15 protein-coding genes are annotated in these 18,122 nt (G+C 67.9%); 11 read left to right on the top strand and 4 right to left on the bottom strand.

Features of this window, described 5'->3' with window-relative positions; translation table 11 throughout:
- Positions 1–377: 377 nt before the first annotated feature.
- Both ABE438_RS15145 and ABE438_RS15140 read left to right on the top strand, forming a co-directional pair.
- Positions 378–2,192, top strand: coding sequence for a monovalent cation:proton antiporter-2 (CPA2) family protein (locus ABE438_RS15145; protein WP_346503474.1), 1,815 nt, complete (start codon positions 378–380; stop codon positions 2,190–2,192).
- Between the two features lie 7 nt (positions 2,193–2,199).
- On the top strand, positions 2,200–3,231 hold the full coding sequence (locus ABE438_RS15140) for an LLM class flavin-dependent oxidoreductase (protein ID WP_346503473.1): 1,032 nt from the start codon (positions 2,200–2,202) through the stop codon (positions 3,229–3,231).
- Positions 3,232–3,240: 9 nt separating this feature from the next.
- On the opposite strand, the gene ABE438_RS15135 is transcribed toward ABE438_RS15140, so the two are convergent.
- Both ABE438_RS15135 and ABE438_RS15130 read right to left on the bottom strand, forming a co-directional pair.
- Positions 3,241–3,960, bottom strand: coding sequence for a ribonuclease activity regulator RraA (locus tag ABE438_RS15135; protein ID WP_346503472.1), 720 nt, complete (start codon positions 3,958–3,960; stop codon positions 3,241–3,243).
- Between the two features lie 102 nt (positions 3,961–4,062).
- Entirely contained in the window at positions 4,063–5,040 is a 978-nt protein-coding gene (locus tag ABE438_RS15130) for a Bug family tripartite tricarboxylate transporter substrate binding protein (RefSeq protein ID WP_346503471.1), read from the bottom strand.
- Between the two features lie 218 nt (positions 5,041–5,258).
- On the opposite strand from ABE438_RS15130, the gene ABE438_RS15125 reads away from it, so the two are divergent.
- The 9 genes from ABE438_RS15125 (at position 5,259) to ABE438_RS15085 (ending at position 15,417) form a co-directional block, all read left to right on the top strand.
- Positions 5,259–5,963 (top strand): GntR family transcriptional regulator, encoded by a 705-nt coding sequence (locus ABE438_RS15125; protein WP_346503470.1) that lies wholly within the window; start codon positions 5,259–5,261, stop codon positions 5,961–5,963.
- Positions 5,953–6,870, top strand: a complete 918-nt coding sequence (locus ABE438_RS15120) for a dihydrodipicolinate synthase family protein (RefSeq protein WP_346503469.1) — start codon at positions 5,953–5,955, stop codon at positions 6,868–6,870. Before ABE438_RS15125 ends, ABE438_RS15120 begins: the two co-directional genes overlap by 11 nt.
- 197 nt (positions 6,871–7,067) lie before the next feature.
- Positions 7,068–8,798 (top strand): L-arabinonate dehydratase, encoded by a 1,731-nt coding sequence (gene araD / locus ABE438_RS15115; RefSeq protein WP_346503468.1) that lies wholly within the window; start codon positions 7,068–7,070, stop codon positions 8,796–8,798.
- 229 nt (positions 8,799–9,027) lie between these two features.
- A complete protein-coding gene (locus tag ABE438_RS15110) occupies positions 9,028–10,368 on the top strand; it encodes a nucleotide sugar dehydrogenase (RefSeq protein WP_346503467.1) in 1,341 nt (446 codons plus the stop codon).
- 58 nt (positions 10,369–10,426) lie between these two features.
- Positions 10,427–11,365 carry a Gfo/Idh/MocA family oxidoreductase gene (locus tag ABE438_RS15105; protein WP_346503466.1) on the top strand — a complete coding sequence of 313 codons (939 nt, stop codon included), beginning with the start codon at positions 10,427–10,429 and terminating at the stop codon, positions 11,363–11,365.
- 5 nt (positions 11,366–11,370) lie between these two features.
- Positions 11,371–11,970 carry an acyltransferase gene (locus ABE438_RS15100; RefSeq protein ID WP_346503465.1) on the top strand — a complete coding sequence of 200 codons (600 nt, stop codon included), beginning with the start codon at positions 11,371–11,373 and terminating at the stop codon, positions 11,968–11,970.
- Positions 11,970–13,127, top strand: coding sequence for a DegT/DnrJ/EryC1/StrS family aminotransferase (locus ABE438_RS15095; RefSeq protein ID WP_346503464.1), 1,158 nt, complete (start codon positions 11,970–11,972; stop codon positions 13,125–13,127). The genes ABE438_RS15100 and ABE438_RS15095 overlap by 1 nt, the downstream gene beginning before the upstream one ends.
- The gene (locus ABE438_RS15090; protein WP_346503463.1) at positions 13,124–14,248 is read left to right on the top strand and encodes a glycosyltransferase; all 1,125 of its coding nucleotides are present in this window, start codon (positions 13,124–13,126) and stop codon (positions 14,246–14,248) included. Before ABE438_RS15095 ends, ABE438_RS15090 begins: the two co-directional genes overlap by 4 nt.
- Entirely contained in the window at positions 14,245–15,417 is a 1,173-nt protein-coding gene (locus tag ABE438_RS15085; protein ID WP_346503462.1) for a glycosyltransferase, read from the top strand. The genes ABE438_RS15090 and ABE438_RS15085 overlap by 4 nt, the downstream gene beginning before the upstream one ends.
- 104 nt (positions 15,418–15,521) lie before the next feature.
- On the opposite strand, the gene ABE438_RS15080 is transcribed toward ABE438_RS15085, so the two are convergent.
- Together ABE438_RS15080 and ABE438_RS15075 are read right to left on the bottom strand one after the other, a co-directional pair.
- A complete protein-coding gene (locus tag ABE438_RS15080) occupies positions 15,522–16,811 on the bottom strand; it encodes a glycosyltransferase (protein ID WP_346503461.1) in 1,290 nt (429 codons plus the stop codon).
- A 107-nt stretch (positions 16,812–16,918) separates the two neighbouring features.
- The gene (locus tag ABE438_RS15075; RefSeq protein WP_346503460.1) at positions 16,919–18,103 is read right to left on the bottom strand and encodes an N-acetyl sugar amidotransferase; all 1,185 of its coding nucleotides are present in this window, start codon (positions 18,101–18,103) and stop codon (positions 16,919–16,921) included.
- Between the last annotated feature and the right edge of the window lie 19 nt (positions 18,104–18,122).

Genomic DNA, 18,122 nt, shown 5'->3' with positions numbered 1-18,122 from the left:
TCATCTGCGTCCTCACATTCCGCGAGGGCATCATCGGAATCATCGCAAAGGCCATCAAGAAACCCCTCTGACGAACACACGCAGACCCGGCGGCGAAACCACCGCCCAAAATGCCAAAGGCTCCGGCGCCAAGCACCGGAGCCTTTCTTCATGGGCGCACCACCGTGCGAACACTCCCCCGCACGCCGCACATGGCGGCGCTGCGCGATATTGCGGCTGGCGCGCGGGCGCCTATCTCGTGCAATGTCGCGCGGTGCGACACCCTGTCCGGCCGGGCGACGGGTCGCATCACCTTCATGCCGACATGGTCCCCCAGCGCTGGCCGGCGCGCTGAGGCGCCCTGCCGGGTTTCTGGACGAGCAGGCGGGACCAGCGCAATGGCAGTCGAAGGCGTCGCCGACAATCTGGTGAAGGTCGTCAGCCTTCTGGGCGCCGGCGTGGTCGCGGTGCCGATCTTCCGCCGGCTCGGCCTCGGCTCCGTGCTCGGCTATTTCAGCGCCGGCATCGTCATCGGCCCCTTCGGCCTCGGCCTGTTCTCCTCGCCGGAGACCGTGCTGCACGTCGCCGAATTCGGCGTGGTGATGTTCCTCTTCATCATCGGCCTGGAAATGCAGCCCTCGCGGCTGTGGAATCTCCGGGGCGAGATCTTCGGCCTCGGCCTGTCGCAGGTCGCGCTCTGCGGCGCGCTGCTGACCGGCGTCGGCCTGCTCGGCGGCCTGTCAGGCCCGGCCGCCTTCGTCGCCGGGATGGGCTTCGTGCTCTCCTCCACCGCCGTGGTCATGCAGATGCTCGATGAGCGCGGCGAGACCTCGACGCCGCAGGGCCAGCAGGCAGTCTCGATCCTGCTGCTGGAAGACCTCGCCATCGTGCCGCTGCTGGCACTGGTCGCCTTCCTCGCCCCGAACAAGGCGGCGGCCGCCAATGGCTGGGTCACCTTCGGCACCGGGCTCGCCTGCATCGCCGGCCTCGTCCTCGCCGGGCGCTATCTGCTGAACCCGCTCTTCCGCGTGCTGGCGCTGGCACAGGCCCGCGAGATCATGACGGCCGCCGCCCTGCTCGTCGTGCTCGGCTCGGCGCTGCTGATGCAGCTCGGCGGGCTCTCCATGGCGATGGGCGCCTTCCTCGCCGGCGTCCTGCTCTCGGAATCGAGCTTCCGCCACCAGCTCGAGGCCGATATCGAGCCGTTCAGGGGCATCCTGCTCGGGATGTTCTTCCTCGCGGTCGGCATGTCGCTCGACATCGCGATGATCCTGAGCGACTGGCGCCTCGTCGCGCTCGCCGTCGTCGCCTTCATGGCGGTCAAGGCGCTCGGCATCTTCATCATCGCCAAGCTCTTCCGGACCCCGACCCGCGTCGCGATCTCGCGCGTCGCCCTGTTTTCCCAGGGCGGCGAGTTCGCCTTCGTGCTCTACGCCGCCGCGCTGGCCGCCGGCATCTTCGACGGCCGCACCAATGCGGTGGCGACCGCGACCGTGATCCTCTCCATGGCGCTGACGCCGCTGCTCGCCATCGTGATCGACAGGCTGCTGCCGCCCGAGCGCACCTCGCTCGACGGCGTCGACAAGGCCGACGGGCTCGACAAGCAGGTGCTCGTCATCGGCTTCGGGCGCTTCGGCCAGGTGGCAAGCCAGTCGCTGCTCGCGCGCGGCATCAGCGTCGCCATCCTCGAGGTCGACGTCGAGCTGATCCGCTCCGCCGCCGGCTTCGGCTTCAAGGTGCATTACGGCGACGGCACGAGGCCGGAGATCCTGCACGCCGCCGGCGCCCATCACGCCGCGGCGATCCTGGTCTGCGTCAACGAACGCCAGACCGCGACGCGCATCGTCGAGATGGCCCGGCACGAATTCCCGCACGCCAAGCTGTTCGTGCGCGCCTTCGACCGCGGCCATGCCGCCGAGCTGATCCAGGCCGATGTCGACTACCAGATCCGCGAGACCTTCGAGTCGGCGATGAGCTTCGGCCGCGCCGTGCTGCTCGGCCTCGGTGTCGCCGAGAGCGAGGCCGACGAGATCTCGCAGGACGTGCGCCGGCGCGACGCCGAGCGGCTGGCCTTCGAGGTCGCCGGCGACGTCGCCGCCGGGCAGAAGCTCGTGCACCGCAACACCCCGGCGCCCACACCCTTCACCCGGCCCAAGAGCCAGGGCGCCATGCCCGGTAACCTGCCGGACGACCTCAGCGACGTCGGAGACTGACCGGACCATGACGACCACCATCGAGCTCGGGCTCGACACCTTCGGCGACGTCACCGCCGGCGCCGACGGCCGGCTGCAGGCGCACGCCCAGGTCATCCGCGACCTCGTCGACCAGGCCGTTCTGGCCGACGAGACCGGCGTCGACTTCTTCGGAGTCGGCGAGCATCACCGCGACGATTTCGCCGTCTCCTCACCCGAGACGGTGCTCGCCGGCATCGCCACGCGCACCAGCCGCATCCGCCTCGGCTCGGCCGTCACCGTGCTGAGTTCCGACGACCCGATCCGCGTCTTCCAGCGCTTCTCGACGGTCGACGCGCTGTCGCACGGCCGGGCCGAGGTCATCCTCGGCCGCGGCTCCTTCACCGAATCCTTCCCGCTTTTCGGCTTCGACCTGCGCCAGTACGAGGAGCTGTTCACCGAGAAGCTCGACCTGTTCGTGGCGCTGATCCGCAACCGCCGCGTCACCTGGCAGGGCAATCTGCGCCCGCCGCTCACCGACCAGGCGGTCTTCCCGCCGATCGAGACCGGCACGCTGCGCACCTGGATCGGCGTCGGCGGCAGTCCGGAATCGGTGGTGCGCGCCGCCCGCTACGACCTGCCCATGCTGCTCGCGATCATCGGCGGCCCAGCCCAGCGCTTCCGCCCATATGTCGATCTCTACAAGGATGCCGCCGGCCGCCTCGGCCAGGTGCCGCAGCCGATCGGCGTGCACTCGCCGGGCTTCGTCGCCGGGACGGACGAGGAGGCGGCCGAGAGCTTCTTCCCCGCCTACAAGGCGATGCGCGACCGCATCGGCGCCGAGCGTGGCTGGCCGCCACTGTCGCGCGAGGAGTTCGCGCGCGAGGTCGCACAGGGCTCGCTCTATCTCGGCTCGCCCGAGACTGTCGCCCGCAAGATCGCCCAGACCGTGAAGGGGCTCGACCTCTCCCGCTTCCAGCTGAAGATCAGCGCCGGCCCGCTGACCCAGGCGCAGACGCTGCGCTGCATCGAACTCTACGGGCGGGAGGTGATCCCGCGGGTCAGGGAGCTGCTGGCCTGAAGGCCGGGCTCAGGACCAGCCGGCCCGCCAGCGCGCGAACGCGGCCTTGGTCTCGGCATCGGCCGGGTAGAGGCCGAAGATGCCGCGGCCCTCGCGCACCTTCTCCTCGACGAAATCCTCGTAGGCGGTCTGCTCATAGGCTTCCGCTGCGATCTCGTTGGCGAGATGGGCCGGGATGATGCAGACGCCCTCCGCGTCGCCGACGACGATGTCGCTGGGATAGACCGGCACGTCGCCGCAGCCGATCGGCTGCTCGATGTCGAGCGCGTGATGGTGGATCAGGTTGGTCGGGGCGCTGGGGCGGCTGTGATAGGCCGGGAAGCCGAGCGCCGCGATGTCGGGGCTGTCGCGGAAGCCGCCATCGGTGACGATGCCGGCGACGCCGCGCTGCATCAGCCGCGTCACCAGGATGCAGCCGGCCGAGGCGGCGCGGGCGTCCTTGCGGCTGTCGATCACCATGACGTGCCCCTCTGGGCAGCGCTCGACCGCGACGCGCTGCGGATGGGACGTGCCCTCGAACACGCCGATATGGTCGAGATCCTCGCGGGCCGGGATGTAGCGCAGCGTGAACGCCTCGCCGACCATGCGCGGCGCGGTCGGGGAGAGCGGGCGCACATCCTGGATGAAGGTGTTGCGCAGGCCGCGCTTGAACAGCGCCGTGGTCAGCGTCGCCGTCGAGACGCGCTTCAGCTTGGCGCGGTTCTCGGGCGTCAGGGCAGTGGATGTCATGGGCCGGTTCTCGGTTGGTGGGCGAAGGCGTCGCGGGCGGGCCAGATCGCCGCGCCGCCTCCTCGCACCCTGCGGCACGGGACGGCGCGGCGACGGCCCCCCTCACTCGATCCTGACATTGGCCTTCTTCGCCACCTCGGACCAGCGCTTGGTCTCGGCGGCGATATGGGCGGCAAACTCCTGCTGCGTCGAGCCGACGGCATCGACGCCGAGCTTCTTGAGCTGCTCGACCACGGCCGGCTCGCGCATGATCGCCTGCGTCTCCTTGGAGAGCAGCGCGACGATCTCCGGCGGCACCTGCGACGGCGCGAAGAAGCCGTGCCAGGAACTGGCGTCGTAGCCCGGGATGAACTCGGCGAGCGCCGGCAGGTCCTTGTCGACCTCGAGCCGCTTGGGCGAGGCGGTGGCCAGCGCCCGGATCTTGCCGGCCTGCACATGCGGCCAGGCGATGGTGATGTTGTCGAAGGTCAGCTGGATCTGGCCGGAGAGCAGATCCTGCGTCACCTGCCCGCTCGAGCGGTAGGGCACGTGCACCATGTCGGTTCCGGTCTCCACCTTGAAGAGCTCGGCCGCCATATGGGTCGAGGTACCGGCGCCCGAGGAGCCGAAGGAGTACTTGCCGGGGTTCTTTTTCAGGAGTTCGATCAGCTCCGGCACCGTCTTCGCCGGCAGGTCGAGATTGACCATCAGCAGGTTCGGCACGCTGGCGAGCTGAGAGATCGGCGCGAAGTCCTTGACGTGGTCGAAGGGCATCTTGGCGTAGACGCCGGGATTGATCGCATGGGTCGAGACCGTGCCCAGGGCCAGCGTGTAGCCGTCCGGCTCGGCGCGTGCGGCCGCCGCCACGCCGGTGTTGCCGCCGGCGCCCGGCCGGTTCTCGACGATGAACTTGCCGCCGAGCCGCGCGCCGAGCCGGTCGGCGACGATGCGGCCGAGCAGGTCGGTGGTGCCGCCCGCCGCGAACGGCACGATGATGGTGACGACCTTGCTGCCCGGATAGGCGCCGCCCTGGGCCAGGGCCGGCGCCGCCAACAGGCAGGCGCCCGCGGCGATCAGGCCGCGTCGTGTGATGGAAGCCATCGTCTTTCTCCTCCCTTGCGTTCCCCATGGCGACGTTTGCGCGCCCTGCGCCCTTTCGGCGGACGCCTTGGCCACAGGGCTAGCACATCTTCTGCAATTTGAAATCTGAAATTTCAGACTTGATGACGCTTGCGCTTTGTGGTGAGACGGCGAGCAATGGCCGGATGCTCCTGCGGCCGCCGCCCCGTGCGGCCCGCGCATCCGCCAGCGGAGGCCCGATGTCCTTGTCCCTCGCGATAGAGCCCGTCTCGCCGCAGCTGACCCGGTCGCTGCGCGATCACGTCCACGAGCGCCTGCGACGGGCGATCGTGGCCGGCGGCTTCCGGCATGGCGAGCGGCTGAACGAGCGGCAACTCGCCGACATGCTCGGCGTCTCGACCACGCCGGTGAAGGACGCCATCCGCATGCTGGAGAGCGAGGGCCTGGTCCGCACCGAGGCGCGCCGCGGCGTCTTCGTCGAGTTCTCGCCGCGCCAGGCGCTGGAGATGGCGCTCGGCCGCGCGGCGCTGGAGAGCGTCATGGCCCATATCGCCGCCAACCTGATCGGCGATGCCGAGATCGCCGAGATGGCGCGGCTGATCGACGAGATGGCCCATGCCACGCAGCACGGCGCCCTTGAGGACCTCGTCACGCTGAACGAGGCCTATCACGGCATGATCCACCGGATCTCGGGCTGCACCTATCTGGAGCGCCGGCTCGACGGCCAGCGCATGTACGACCACGCCCAGCGGATCGCTCTGCTCGCCGAGACCAGCGAGCGGGGCCAGGGTTTCGAGGAGCATCGCGGCATCTTCGAGGCGCTGTCCCGGCACGACCCGGCCGAGGCCGAGACCCGGATGCGCCGTCATATCGTGCGCTCCGCCAAGAGCCATGTGCGCCAGGTCTTCGGCGCCGATGCCAAGGGATTATCCTATGACGAATGAACGGGTACGCACCGCGCTGCGCGGCATTTCCGGCGTGCACGTCACGGCCTGGAAGGCCGATGGCGAGGCCGACTGGGCGCTGACCGGCCGCATCGTGCGCCGCATCGCCGAGGCCGGCATCCACAACATCGTCTCGGCCGGCAACACCGGCGAGTTCTACCCGATGACCACAGACGAGGTGGTGCGCAGCCACGCCGTCGCGGCCGAGGCGGCGTCCGGCAAGGCGCTGGTCACCGCCGGCATCGGCCGCTCGCTGCGCGAGGCGGTGGCGACCGGCAGGCTGGCGCAGCAGGCCGGCTGCGACGCCGTGATGGTGCACCACCCGCTCGATCCCTTCGCCGCGCCGCAATCGCAGGCCGCCTATTTCCTCGCCATCGCCGAGGCGCTGGAGATCCCGGTCGTCGCCTATATCCGCTCCGAGGCGATCGGCGTCGCCGATCTCGCCCGCGTCGCGACCCATCCCAACGTCGCCGGCGTCAAGTTCGCCTCGACCAGCGCCATGCTGCTGGCCGACTGCGTGCGCGAGACCCAAGGCTCCAGCGCCAACTGGATCTGCGGCCTCGCCGAAGGCTGGGCGGCGCCCTTCTACGCGCTCGGCGCCCGCGGCTTCACCTCCGGGCTGATCAACGTCGCGCCAGAGCGCTCGCTGGCGGTCTGGCGCGCGCTCGAGGCCGGCGACTACGCCACGGCCCGCCGCGAGGTCGACGCCATCGCCGGCTTCGAGAAGCTGCGCACCAAATACGGCAACGGCGCCAACGTCACCGTGGTCAAGGAGGCGCTCGGCCTGCTCGGCACCGATGTCGGCCCGGTGCGCCTGCCCGGCCTGCCGGAGCTCAACGCGGCCGAGCGCGCAGAACTGCGTGGCATCGTGTCGAGCTGGGGCAGCCAGCGCGCGGCGGCGGAGTAAGGCACGCCGTCATTCCCGGGCCTCGCGCAGCGAAGAGCCCGGAACCCATGACCACCGGCGGTGCCGTAACCGCACCGCCATCGCCGCGCTCGTCCTCATGGCCGCGTGTTCATGGGTTCCGGGCTCGGCCCTGCGGGCCGCCCCGGAATGACGGAGAGGTTCGAACGCCAACGAGACAAAGCACCGAGGAAACGCCGATGTCCCATCCCCGCAAGACGCCCGACACGCTGCGCTCCAAGCGCTGGTTCGGGGCGAGCGACCTGCGCTCCTTCGGGCATCGCTCGCGGGCGCTGCAGATGGGGCTCAACCATGACGAGTTCATGGGCAAGCCGGTCATCGGCATCATCAACACCTGGTCGGAGATCAACCCCTGCCACACCCATCTGCGCGACCGCGCCGAAGCGGTGAAGCGGGCGGTCTGGGCGTCCGGCGGCTTCCCGGTCGAAATCCCGGTGATGTCGGCCTCCGAGCAGTACCAGAAGCCGACGACCATGCTCTATCGCAACTTCCTGGCGATGGAGACCGAGGAATCGATCCGCTCCCACCCGCTCGACGGCGCGGTGCTGCTCGGCGGCTGCGACAAGTCCACGCCGGCCCTGATCATGGGCGCCTGCAGCGCCGGCCTGCCCTTCATCTTCGTGCCGGCCGGGCCGATGCTGCGCGGCAACTGGGCCGGCAAGGTGCTCGGCTCCGGCGCCGACGTCTGGAAGTACTGGGCCGAGAAGCAGGCCGGCAACATCACCGACGACCAGTGGCGCGAGATGGAGAGCGGCATCGCCCGCTCCTACGGCACCTGCATGGTGATGGGCACCGCCGCCACCATGATGAGCCATGCCGAGGTTCTGGGCCTGACCCTGCCCGGCGCCTCCGCCATCCCCGCCGCCGACGCCGCCCATCCGCGCATGGCCGCTGCCTCCGGCAAGCGCATCGTCGAGATGGTCTGGGAGGACCTGACGCCCAAGCGCATCCTGACGCGCCAGAGCTTCGAGAACGCGCTGACCGTCCACATGGCCGTCGCGGGTTCCACCAACGCCATCATCCACCTGATCGCCATGGCCGGCCGCGCGGGCGTCGACCTGACGCCCGACGATTTCGACGCGGTCTCGCGCACCGTGCCGGTGATCGCCAACCTGAGGCCCTCCGGCGACTTCCTGATGGAGGACTTCTTCTATGCCGGCGGCCTGCCCGCGCTGCTCAAGCAGCTTGAGAGCCGGCTGCACACCGGCGCGATGACCGTCACCGGCAAGCCGATCGCCGAGACCATCGCGCTGGCGAAGGTCTATGACGACAACGTCATCCGCCCGCTCGACCGGCCGGTCTCGACCGCCAACGGGCTGGCCGTGCTCAAGGGCAACCTCGCGCCGGGCGGCTGCGTGATCAAGCCCTCGGCGGCCGAGCCGCACCTGTTGAATCATGCCGGGCCGGCGCTGGTCTTCGAGGACTACGACGCGATGATGCAGGCGGTGAACGACGAGACGCTCGACGTCACGCCCGACCACGTCATGGTGCTGAAGAACTGCGGCCCGGTCGGCGGGCCCGGCATGCCGGAATGGGGCATGCTGCCGATCCCGAAAAAGCTGCTGAAGCAGGGCGTGCGCGACATGCTGCGGCTCTCGGATGCGCGCATGTCCGGCACGAGCTATGGCGCCTGCGTGCTCCACATCGCGCCGGAAGCCTACGTCAGGGGACCGCTGGCGGCGGTCCGGACCGGCGACATCATCAGCGTCGACGTCGAGGCCCGCAGCATCTCGGTGAATCTGACGGACGCCGAGATCGCCGAGCGGCTGAAGAGCTGGACGCCGCCGGACCGCGACTACGCCCGCGGCTATGGCCGCATGTCGGCGGCCCATATCCAGCAGGCCGACAAGGGCTGCGACTTCGACTATCTGATGGGAACCGCGCCGATCGCAGAGCCCGAAATCCACTGAATCGTGCCGGGCGCGGCGGCGACAAGGGCCGCGCCGCGCCCGATGCACCCAAATATTCGCAGAGAACAGCCCCCGGGCGGGGCTTGACCGTCATCGTTCGGACAGAAAGCGAGTACTTTCCGTGGCGGTGTAAATGGCCGGATATTGACGTAGTTTAGTAAGTCTGGAAAAAGCGGGCCGACGAAACGGGCCTCACCCCGGTGTCGCAGACCCATCACCGGAGCGCCAAGTGACCTCGCCAGCCGCGCAGCAGTTCATCGACCGCGTCAACGACCGTTCCATCGTCATCGGCATCGTCGGCCTCGGCTATGTCGGCATCCCGCTGGCACTCGCCGCCCTGCGCAAGGGCATCAAGGTCATCGGCTTCGACATCGACCAGCGCCGCGTCGACGATCTCAACGCAGGCCGCAGCGCGATCAAGCACATCCCGATGGACCTGATCATCGAGGGCGCCAAGGCCGGGAACTTCGTCGCGACCACGGATTTCGGCCGGATGGCGGAGCCCGACGCGCTGCTGATCGCGGTGCCGACCCCGCTGACCAAGTACCGCGAGCCCGACCTCTCCTATGTGGTGAAGACCACCGAGGCGATCAGCACCCGGCTGCGCAAGGGCCAGCTCGTCGTGCTGGAATCGACCACCTATCCCGGCACCACCGACGAGGTGATGCGCCCGATCCTCGAGAAGGCGAGCGGCCTGAAGAGCGGCGAGGAGTTCTTCCTGGCCTTCTCGCCGGAGCGCGAGGACCCGGGCAACCCCGACTTCGGCACCTCGACCATCCCGAAGGTGGTCGGCGGCGACGGCGCCGACGCGCTCGCCATGGCGATGGCCCTCTACGGCCAGCTCGTGGTCAAGGCGGTCGCCGTGTCCTCGACCGCCACGGCCGAAGCCGTGAAGCTGACCGAGAACATCTTCCGCGCCGTCAACATCGCCCTCGTCAACGAGCTCAAGACCGTCTACGCGGCGATGGGCATCGACGTCTGGGAGGTGATCGACGCCGCCAAGACCAAGCCCTTCGGCTTCATGCCCTTCTATCCGGGCCCGGGCCTCGGCGGTCACTGCATCCCGATCGACCCGTTCTACCTGACTTGGAAGGCGCGCGAATACGACATCGCCACACGCTTCATCGAGCTGGCCGGCGAGATCAACACGCGCATGCCCTACCAGGTGGTCGACCAGCTCGCCGGGCTGCTCGATTCCAAGGGCCACAAGAACCTGAGCGACGCCAAGGTCCTGATCCTCGGCATCGCCTACAAGAAGAACATCGACGACATGCGCGAGAGCCCCTCGCTCAAGCTGATCGAGCTGATCGAGAAGCGCGGCGCCCATGTCGCGTTCCACGACCCCTTCATCCCGGTGATCCCGCCGACCCGCGAGCATGCCGAGCTGACCGGCCGCAAGAGCGCCCCGGTCGACGCCGCCGCCCTCGCCGGCTACGACGCCGTGCTGATCGCCACCGATCACGACGATGTCGACTATGCGGCGATCGTCGCCGGCTCGAAGCTCGTGATCGACACCCGCAATGCCTGCGCCCGCGCCGGCATCACCGCGGACAACGTCTTCAAGGCCTGAGCGATCCCGGATGCGCGCCGGCCCCCGCCGGCGCGACGGGACGAGATCGAGTATCATCATGACAAGCTTCGCGCTCATCGGTGCCGCCGGCTACATCGCGCCCCGCCACATGACGGCGATCAAGGCGAATGGCGGCGACCTCAAGGTCGCCTATGATCCCAACGACTCCGTCGGCATCATCGACAGCCATTTCCCCCAGGCGCATTTCTTCACCGAGTTCGAGCGCTTCGACCGTCATGTCGACAAGCTGCGCCGCCGCGGCGAGCAGCTCGACTATGTCAGCGTCTGCTCGCCCAACTACCTGCACGACGCCCATATCCGCTTCGGCCTGCGCGCCGGCGCCGACGTGATCTGCGAGAAGCCGCTGGTGCTGAACCCGTGGAACATCGACGGGCTGGCCGAGATCGAGCAGCAGACCGGGCACAGGATCAACACCATCCTGCAGCTGCGCCTGCATCCGGCCATCCAGGCCCTGAAGGAGCGCATCGCCGCCTCCGACAAGCGCCATGCGGTCGACCTGACCTACATCACCTCGCGCGGCCGCTGGTATCACGCATCCTGGAAGGGCGACGAATCCAAGTCCGGCGGCGTCGCCACCAATATCGGCGTGCACTTCTTCGACATGCTTGCCTATGTCTTCGGCCCGCTGAAGTCGCAGACCGCGAGCCTGCGCCAGGGCGAGCGCGCCGGCGGCCTGCTCTCCTATGAGAAGGCCGATGTGCGCTGGTTCCTCTCGGTCGACGCCGACGACCTGCCGGACGGCGTCAAGGGCAAGAAGACCACCTATCGCTCGATCACGCTCGATGGCGAGGAGGTCGAGTTCTCGGAAGGCTTCACCGACCTGCACACCCGCAGCTACGAGGAGATCCTCGCCGGCCGCGGCTACGGGCTTGAGGATGTGCGCTTCTGCGTCGAGGTGGTCTCGGAGTTCCGCCACGCGCCGATCGTCTCCGGCGGCGAGCGGCATCCCTTCGTCGACAAGTATCTGAGAGGCTAGCGCCGATGTCCGCCACGGAAATGCGCGACGATCCCCGCTTTCCCGGCGTCAAGATCCATGAGAGCGCCTATGTCGACGACGGGGTATCGATCGGCGCAGGCTCCAAGGTCTGGCATTTCGTCCACGTCCTCGGCGAGACGGTGATCGGGCGCGACTGCGTGCTCGGCCAGAACGTCATGGTCGGCCCGCGCGTCACCATGGGCGACGGCTGCAAGGTCCAGAACAACGTCGCGCTCTATGACGGCGTCGTGCTGGAGGACGGGGTGTTCTGCGGCCCCTCCTGCGTCTTCACCAACGTCAACAACCCGCGCGCCTTCCTGAACCGCAAGACCGAGTTCCGGAAGACCCTGGTCAGGACCGGTGCCAGCATCGGCGCCAACGCCACCATCGTCTGCGGCCACACGCTCGGCGCCTATTGCTTCATCGCCGCCGGCGCCGTCGTCGCCAAGGACGTGCCCGACTTCGCCCTGATGGCCGGCGTCCCGGCCCGCCGCATCGGCTGGATGAGCCATAACGGCGCCAGGCTCGGCCCCGACCTCATTTGCCCCGAGACCGGCCGCCGCTATAGCGAGACCGGGCCGGACACGTTGGAGGAGATCCGCTGATGAGCGCGCATCCCGTGATCGAGTTCATCGACCTCAAGGCCCAGCGCCAGCATATCGGCCAGGCCATGGAGGACGCGATCCTCAAGGTCGTCCGCGAGGGCAACTACATCCTCGGCCCCGAGGTCGAGCAGTTCGAGACCGCGCTCGCCGCCTTCTGCGGCGCCAAGCACGCCATCGCCGTCGCCAACGGCACCGATGCGCTGATCCTGGTGCTGGAAGCGCTCGGCATCGGCCCGGGCGACGCCGTGCTCTGCCCGAGCTTCACCTTCGCCGCCACTGCCGAGGTCGTCGCCTGGATGGGCGCCACCCCGATCTTCACCGAGATCGACGAGGCGACCTACAACATCGACCCCAAGGCCCTGCCCGCCGCGATCGAGACCGCGGCCAAGCACGGCCTGCGCGCGCGCGCGCTGATCGCCGTCGACCTCTTCGGCCAGGCGGCCGACTACGACGCGCTCGAGGCGTTCTGCCGCCGGCACGAGCTCGCCCTGATCTCCGATTCCGCCCAGGGCTTCGGCGCCCGCTACAAGGGCCGCGTCGCCGGCGCGATCGGCGACTTCGCCACCACCAGCTTCTTCCCGGCCAAGCCGCTCGGCTGCTATGGCGACGGTGGCGCGATCCTCACCGACAATGACGATAAGGCCGCGCTGCTGCGCTCGCTGCGCTTCCACGGCAAGGGCTCGTTCAAGTACGACAATGTCCGCGTCGGCCTGAACTCGCGGCTCGACACCGTGCAGGCCGCCGTGCTGCTCGAGAAGCTCAAGGTCTTCGCCGAGGAGCTCGACAAGCGCCAGCGCGTCGCCGCGCGCTATACCGAGGCGCTGAAGGACGTGGCGGTGACGCCCTATGTCATGCCCGAATGCGTCTCGACCTGGGCCCAGTACACGCTGCGCATCGACGCCGCCCGGCGCGACGCCTTCCAGGCCGCGCTCAAGGAGAAGGGCGTGCCAACCGCGATCTATTATCCCAAGCCGCTGCACCAGCAGACCGCCTACAAGGACTATCCCGTCGCCGGGAACGGGCTGCCGGTATCGGAGCGTGCCTCGCAGGAGGTCGTCTCGCTGCCGATGCATCCCTATCTCGACGAGGCGACGCAGGACTACATCATTGCGGCCGTGCGCGAGGCCTTGAAGGCACCGGCGGCCGCGCAGGCATGAGCGGCCGGCCGCGGCTGGCCTATCTCTCGCTCGAGACGCCGCGACCCGGCCAGGCCTCCCAGACGCATATCGACGAGATCGTCGCCAGCCTGCGCGAGGCCGGCTGGGCGGTCGAGCTCTTCGCCACGACCAGCGGCGGCGCCAGCGCGCGCTCCTCCTATGCGCGCCGCCTCGCCGGCTACGCACGCGTCCAGCTCCGCCTGATCCGCGATCTCCCGCGCTTCGACGCCCTCTTCGTCCGCTCGCATTTCATGGCGCTGCCGGCCGTCCTGTGGGCGCGCCGGCTCGGCCAGCCGGTCTTCCAGGAGATCAACGGCACGCCGGCCGATATCGGGGTGACCTATCCCGCGCTGAAACTGTTCGCGCCGCTCTTCGCCTGGCTCTACCGGGCGCAGTATCGCCGGGCCGACCATCTCTTCGCCGTCACCGACGGACTGGCCGACTGGGCCCGGCGCTTCGCCGGCCATGACCGCGTCAGCGTCGTGCCCAACGGCGCCAACACCACGCTCTTCTGCCCCGACGGGCCGGATGCCGGGCTGGAGGGGCGCTATGTCGCCTTCGTCGGCGGCCTCGTCGCCTGGCACGGCATCGGCACCATGCTGGCGGCGCTCGCCGACCCGGGCTGGCCGCGCGACGTCCGCCTCGTCATCGTCGGCGACGGCATTGAGCGCGAGCGGCTCGCCGGCGTCCCCGCTGACGGGCGCCTGCTCTGGCTTGGCCGCCAAGCCTATGGGGACGTGCCGCCCGTGCTGCGCGGCGCGCTGGCGGCGCTCTGCGTCATCGAGGACCAAGATGGGCGCTCGGCCTCAGGCGTCGCCCCGCTCAAGCTCTACGAGGCGATGGCCTGCGGCATCCCCGTCATCGTCAGCGACCTGCCCTTCCAGGCCGAGCTGGTGCGTGGCGCCGGCGCCGGGCTGATCGTGCCCCCGGCGGCCCCACAGGCGCTCGCCGCCGCCGTGGCGGCGCTGGCCGCCGATCCGCAGGCGCAAGCCATGGGCGCCCGCGGCGCGGCTTATGTCGAGCGCGAGGCGAGCTGGCACCAGCGCGGCCGCCAGATCGACACCGTGCTGCGCCGGACGCTGCCCGCGAGCGGCGGCAAGCCGGCGGAGCCCGCCCCGTGAGCCGCATCGCCTTGCTCTGCATCTCGCCGCTGCGCCATGATTCGCGCGTACTGCGCCATGCCGCACTGCTGGCCAAGGCCGGCCACACCGTCGAGATCCTCGCCCAGGCGCCGCTGCCCGACACGCCGCCCGTCAAGGTGACCACCCTGCCCGGCCCCGGCGCCGACTGGCGCGTGCGCTATGGCATGGCGGCGCGGCAGGCGCCGGCGACCTGGCTGCCGGCGACCGCAGCCCCCCTTTACTGGCTTTCGATAACCAGGCTCGCGGCGCGCCGCGCCCTGCTGGCCTTCCGGCCGGACCTCGTCATCGCCAATGACTGGCGCGCCCTGCCCATCGCGCTGGCCGCCAAGGACCGGCTCGGCGCCCGCGTGATCTACGACAGCCACGAATTCGCCAGCGAGGAGTTCGCCGACAGCGCCCGCTGGCGCCTGCTGGCGCAGCGCCATGTCGGCGAGATCGAGCGCCGCGGCATCGCCCGCGTCGACGCGGTGATGACCGTGAGCCCCGGCATCGCCGAGGCGCTGGCGACGCGCTATCGCCTCCCGCAGACGCCGCTGGTGGTGGCCAACATGCCGCCGTACCGGCACACGCCCTTCCGCCCGACAGGCTCCGTCATCACCGTGCTCTATCACGGCGTCGTCGTGCCGCGGCGCGGGCTGGAGGCGCTGATCGAGAGCGTCGCGGCCTGGCCCGAGAGCATGCGCCTGGTGATCCGCGGCCCGGCCCAGGGCGGCTACGATCGCCAGTTGCAGACGCTGGCCGCCCAGAGCGGCCAGGCGAACCGCATCGCCTTCGAACCGCCGGTCGCCCCCGGCGACGTCGTCGCCGCAGCTGCCGCGACCGCCGACATCGGCATCTTCCTGCTCGCGAACAGCACCACGCATGCGCGCTTCGCCATGCCGAACAAGATCTTCGAGTACATGCAGGCCGGGCTGATGATCGTCAGCAGCGACCTCCCCGAGATCCGCAAGGTGATCGAGCCCACCGACTGCGGCCGGCTGCTCGGAGAAGACACGCCGCAGGCGATCGCCGCCTGCTTTACCGGCCTCCACGCCGCCGACATCAACTCTTACAAACGCGCTGCACTTGGGTGCGCGAAGATCCTGAATTTCCAGGCAGAAAGCGGCAAGCTTCTGACCTTGGTCGCAAGGGTCGCTCACACAGTATAGCGCATATAGGACGATGTCTCGGCGCGCTGCTCCGGCGAGTGGTCGCGGACGGCCCCGTCAGCGTAGGCGAACCACGCGGGCGATCTGCCCGTGTCAGACGTATTTCAGTTGTCGGCTGCGCGCACGGCTCGTGCGATCGCCGAATAGAAACGATCGGCCTCCGCCTCCCAGTTAAGAACCTTTGCCGCAGCGAGCGCGTTGGCCTTGTGAGCATCAATGGCGACCCGGTCGAAGCCGTTGATCGTGGCCGCGATCGCCTGCGGAGTAACCTCGGGAACCAGCCGACCGAGATCGTACTGCCGCAGCAGAGCCGTCATCTCCGGCAGGTCGGAGACGCAAAGCGCAAGGCCGGCCATGGTGTATTCGAAGAACTTGTTCGGCAGAACATGTACGTTCTGCTGCGAATGGCTCGGCAACGCGAACAAGCCTATATCGAAGCGGGCCGCTTCCTCCACAAGCTCGATCATCGGGACAGGCGGCGCGAGCACGATACGCTTGCCAAGACCTGCCGCCTCGATCCGCTCGCGCAGCGCTGCAAGGTAGTCTGCCGGACCGGAGCCGCGAATAGTCAAACGCAACTCCGGCCGCCACAGCGCAACGCTTTCGATGCAGGCTTCCAGTCCGCGCGCCGGAGAGACGACGCCGTGATAGAGCACCTCTATCGTCTCGCCGCAAGGACGCAGCGGAAATGCCCGGTAGTGTGGCATGTTGCGGATCAGAAGGGGCTTGTCCCGCAGGCCATAGAACTGCTGCAGGTGATTGGCGATGCCTTGCGAGACGCAGCTCGTCACGCTGGCGCCTGCACTACCCTTTCGCTCCACCGCAGCAATGATGGGTCTCTGGAGAAGCCGCCAGCGCCGGAGATGGGCATATTCGTCCATGGCGAGTTCATGGGTGTCATAGGCGTAGAGAGCGCCTTGCTGCCGCGCGATCCGCTGGGCGATCGGAAGCATGTTCCAGTCGTTCGCCAGCCAGATATCGGCCCTCCAGTGCCTAGCCAGATCGTACAGGGCCGCGAAGCGCGGATCGACCGCCCAATATGCCTCGGACATGCGGCGCTTATCGATCCACGCTTGCGCCAACCGCAGGTATTTCCGCAAACGCCGCGCATTCCGGCTGCGTCCTAGAGACGCCCACAGAGCATTGCCCTGACTATCCAGAATCGGGGGTTGATCGTCCAAATCCGCGCTGGAGAGGGCCGAAATGGGCCAGTCCGGCGCCCGCGAGAGCGCCCCAGGCAGCCCAAATGCATGAACCTCCCAGCCCCGGGCGGCAAAAAGATCACCCTGCCGCCGAACCCGCGGATCGTCGGGGATTGCCGACAAAGAGACGATGCCTATGCGCGGCGGCCGCCTCGCTCCACCGGCCGGTGCCGTTGTCAAAGGATGCCCCATCGAAGCTGTCGAAATGCAACTGGCCTCGGCATCTGCTCGAGCAGCCCGGACGGATCGTCAGTCGGTTGAAAGGTCGATCGGATGGTGCGCACCAAAAAGCTCGGCTCTCACCGCCGCGCCAGCAGCTTGTTGAAGAGCCATCTGGGAGCCCGCATGAGACGCAGAGCCCGCAAGCCCCATTTCACCTGCAGGGCGTTGGTCGGAAACTCGGTATAATTGCGCGGCTTCTCAGCGATAAAGGCCTCGAGCTGCTCGACAGTGATGCTCAGTTTCTTCGCGACGAAGGCCATATCTTCGGAGAGCTCATTATCCGTGTATAGCGGCTTCGCAAGTTCGGCCAGAGCACAATCCCGGCTCATTTGGCCTGACACGATCAAGCTCGACAAGTGCGCTTTCCGCTTATCATAGCCAAATTTCGCGGGAAGATAATGCGCCTGCATGAACCGGGTCCAGCGCGACTCGTAATGTTTTCCGCCATAATATCGCCAGCCAAAATTAGCTTCAAGATAATCAATAGCTTCCTGCTTTTCATACGGAATAAAATTAAGAGGATCGACGACATTAATCTTAAGTACTTTAGGAAAATAAAAATAATACTTGAAAAAAGACATGATCGGAAAACTATTCAACGCTCTCGTCCCAAATTTCCGATGAACAGCGCGAAGATGCGTCGCATCCATAGCATCATAGCCCCAGGATTGAGGCAGTACGCCTTCGGTCGCATAATTCGTACCGCTGATGACATGGCGGATACCGGCATCGGTGGCGTACCGGTAGAGAGCGGCGAAGAAGGCGTGGTCCTGGGGCACGTCTTGATTGGCCAGACCGGCCCGCAGAAACGCGAGGTGCAGCTCCTTAACGTCCTCCCAGTCGATCACGCAGGTGACGAGATCGAGCTCGAGCTTGGTCACGATCTGCTCGATATTCTTGACCGCCAGCTCAGAGTTCCAGCCGGCATCTACATGCACAACAAGCGGCCTGAGCCCCCACTCCACCACCTTAACGGCCAAATAGGACGAATCTACCCCCCCGGAGAGACCGATGATGCAATCGTATCGCTTCCCCTGCCCTTCGGCTTTGATGGCCGCAACGATCGCCTCTAGTTCCTTCGCTCCATCCGGCGTCGGCTTCCAATGCGGCTTGATCTGGAGTTCGAACCGCTGGCAATGGCTGCAGACACCGTCCTTGTCGAAGGTGATCGCCGGATCGGTGGTATCCATGACGCAACGACTGCACATGCGATAGGCGCGCACTTTGCCGTCGGGGCTCCAAGCCTGGGTTATGATGCTCATCGCCCTCAAAAGTCCGTGT

Source organism: Allobosea sp. TWI1241 (genome assembly GCF_039673065.1).
GTDB lineage: Bacteria > Pseudomonadota > Alphaproteobacteria > Rhizobiales > Beijerinckiaceae > Allobosea.
Note: the sequence above shows the minus strand (reverse complement) of the source record. Positions and strands in the feature narration are given on the sequence as shown.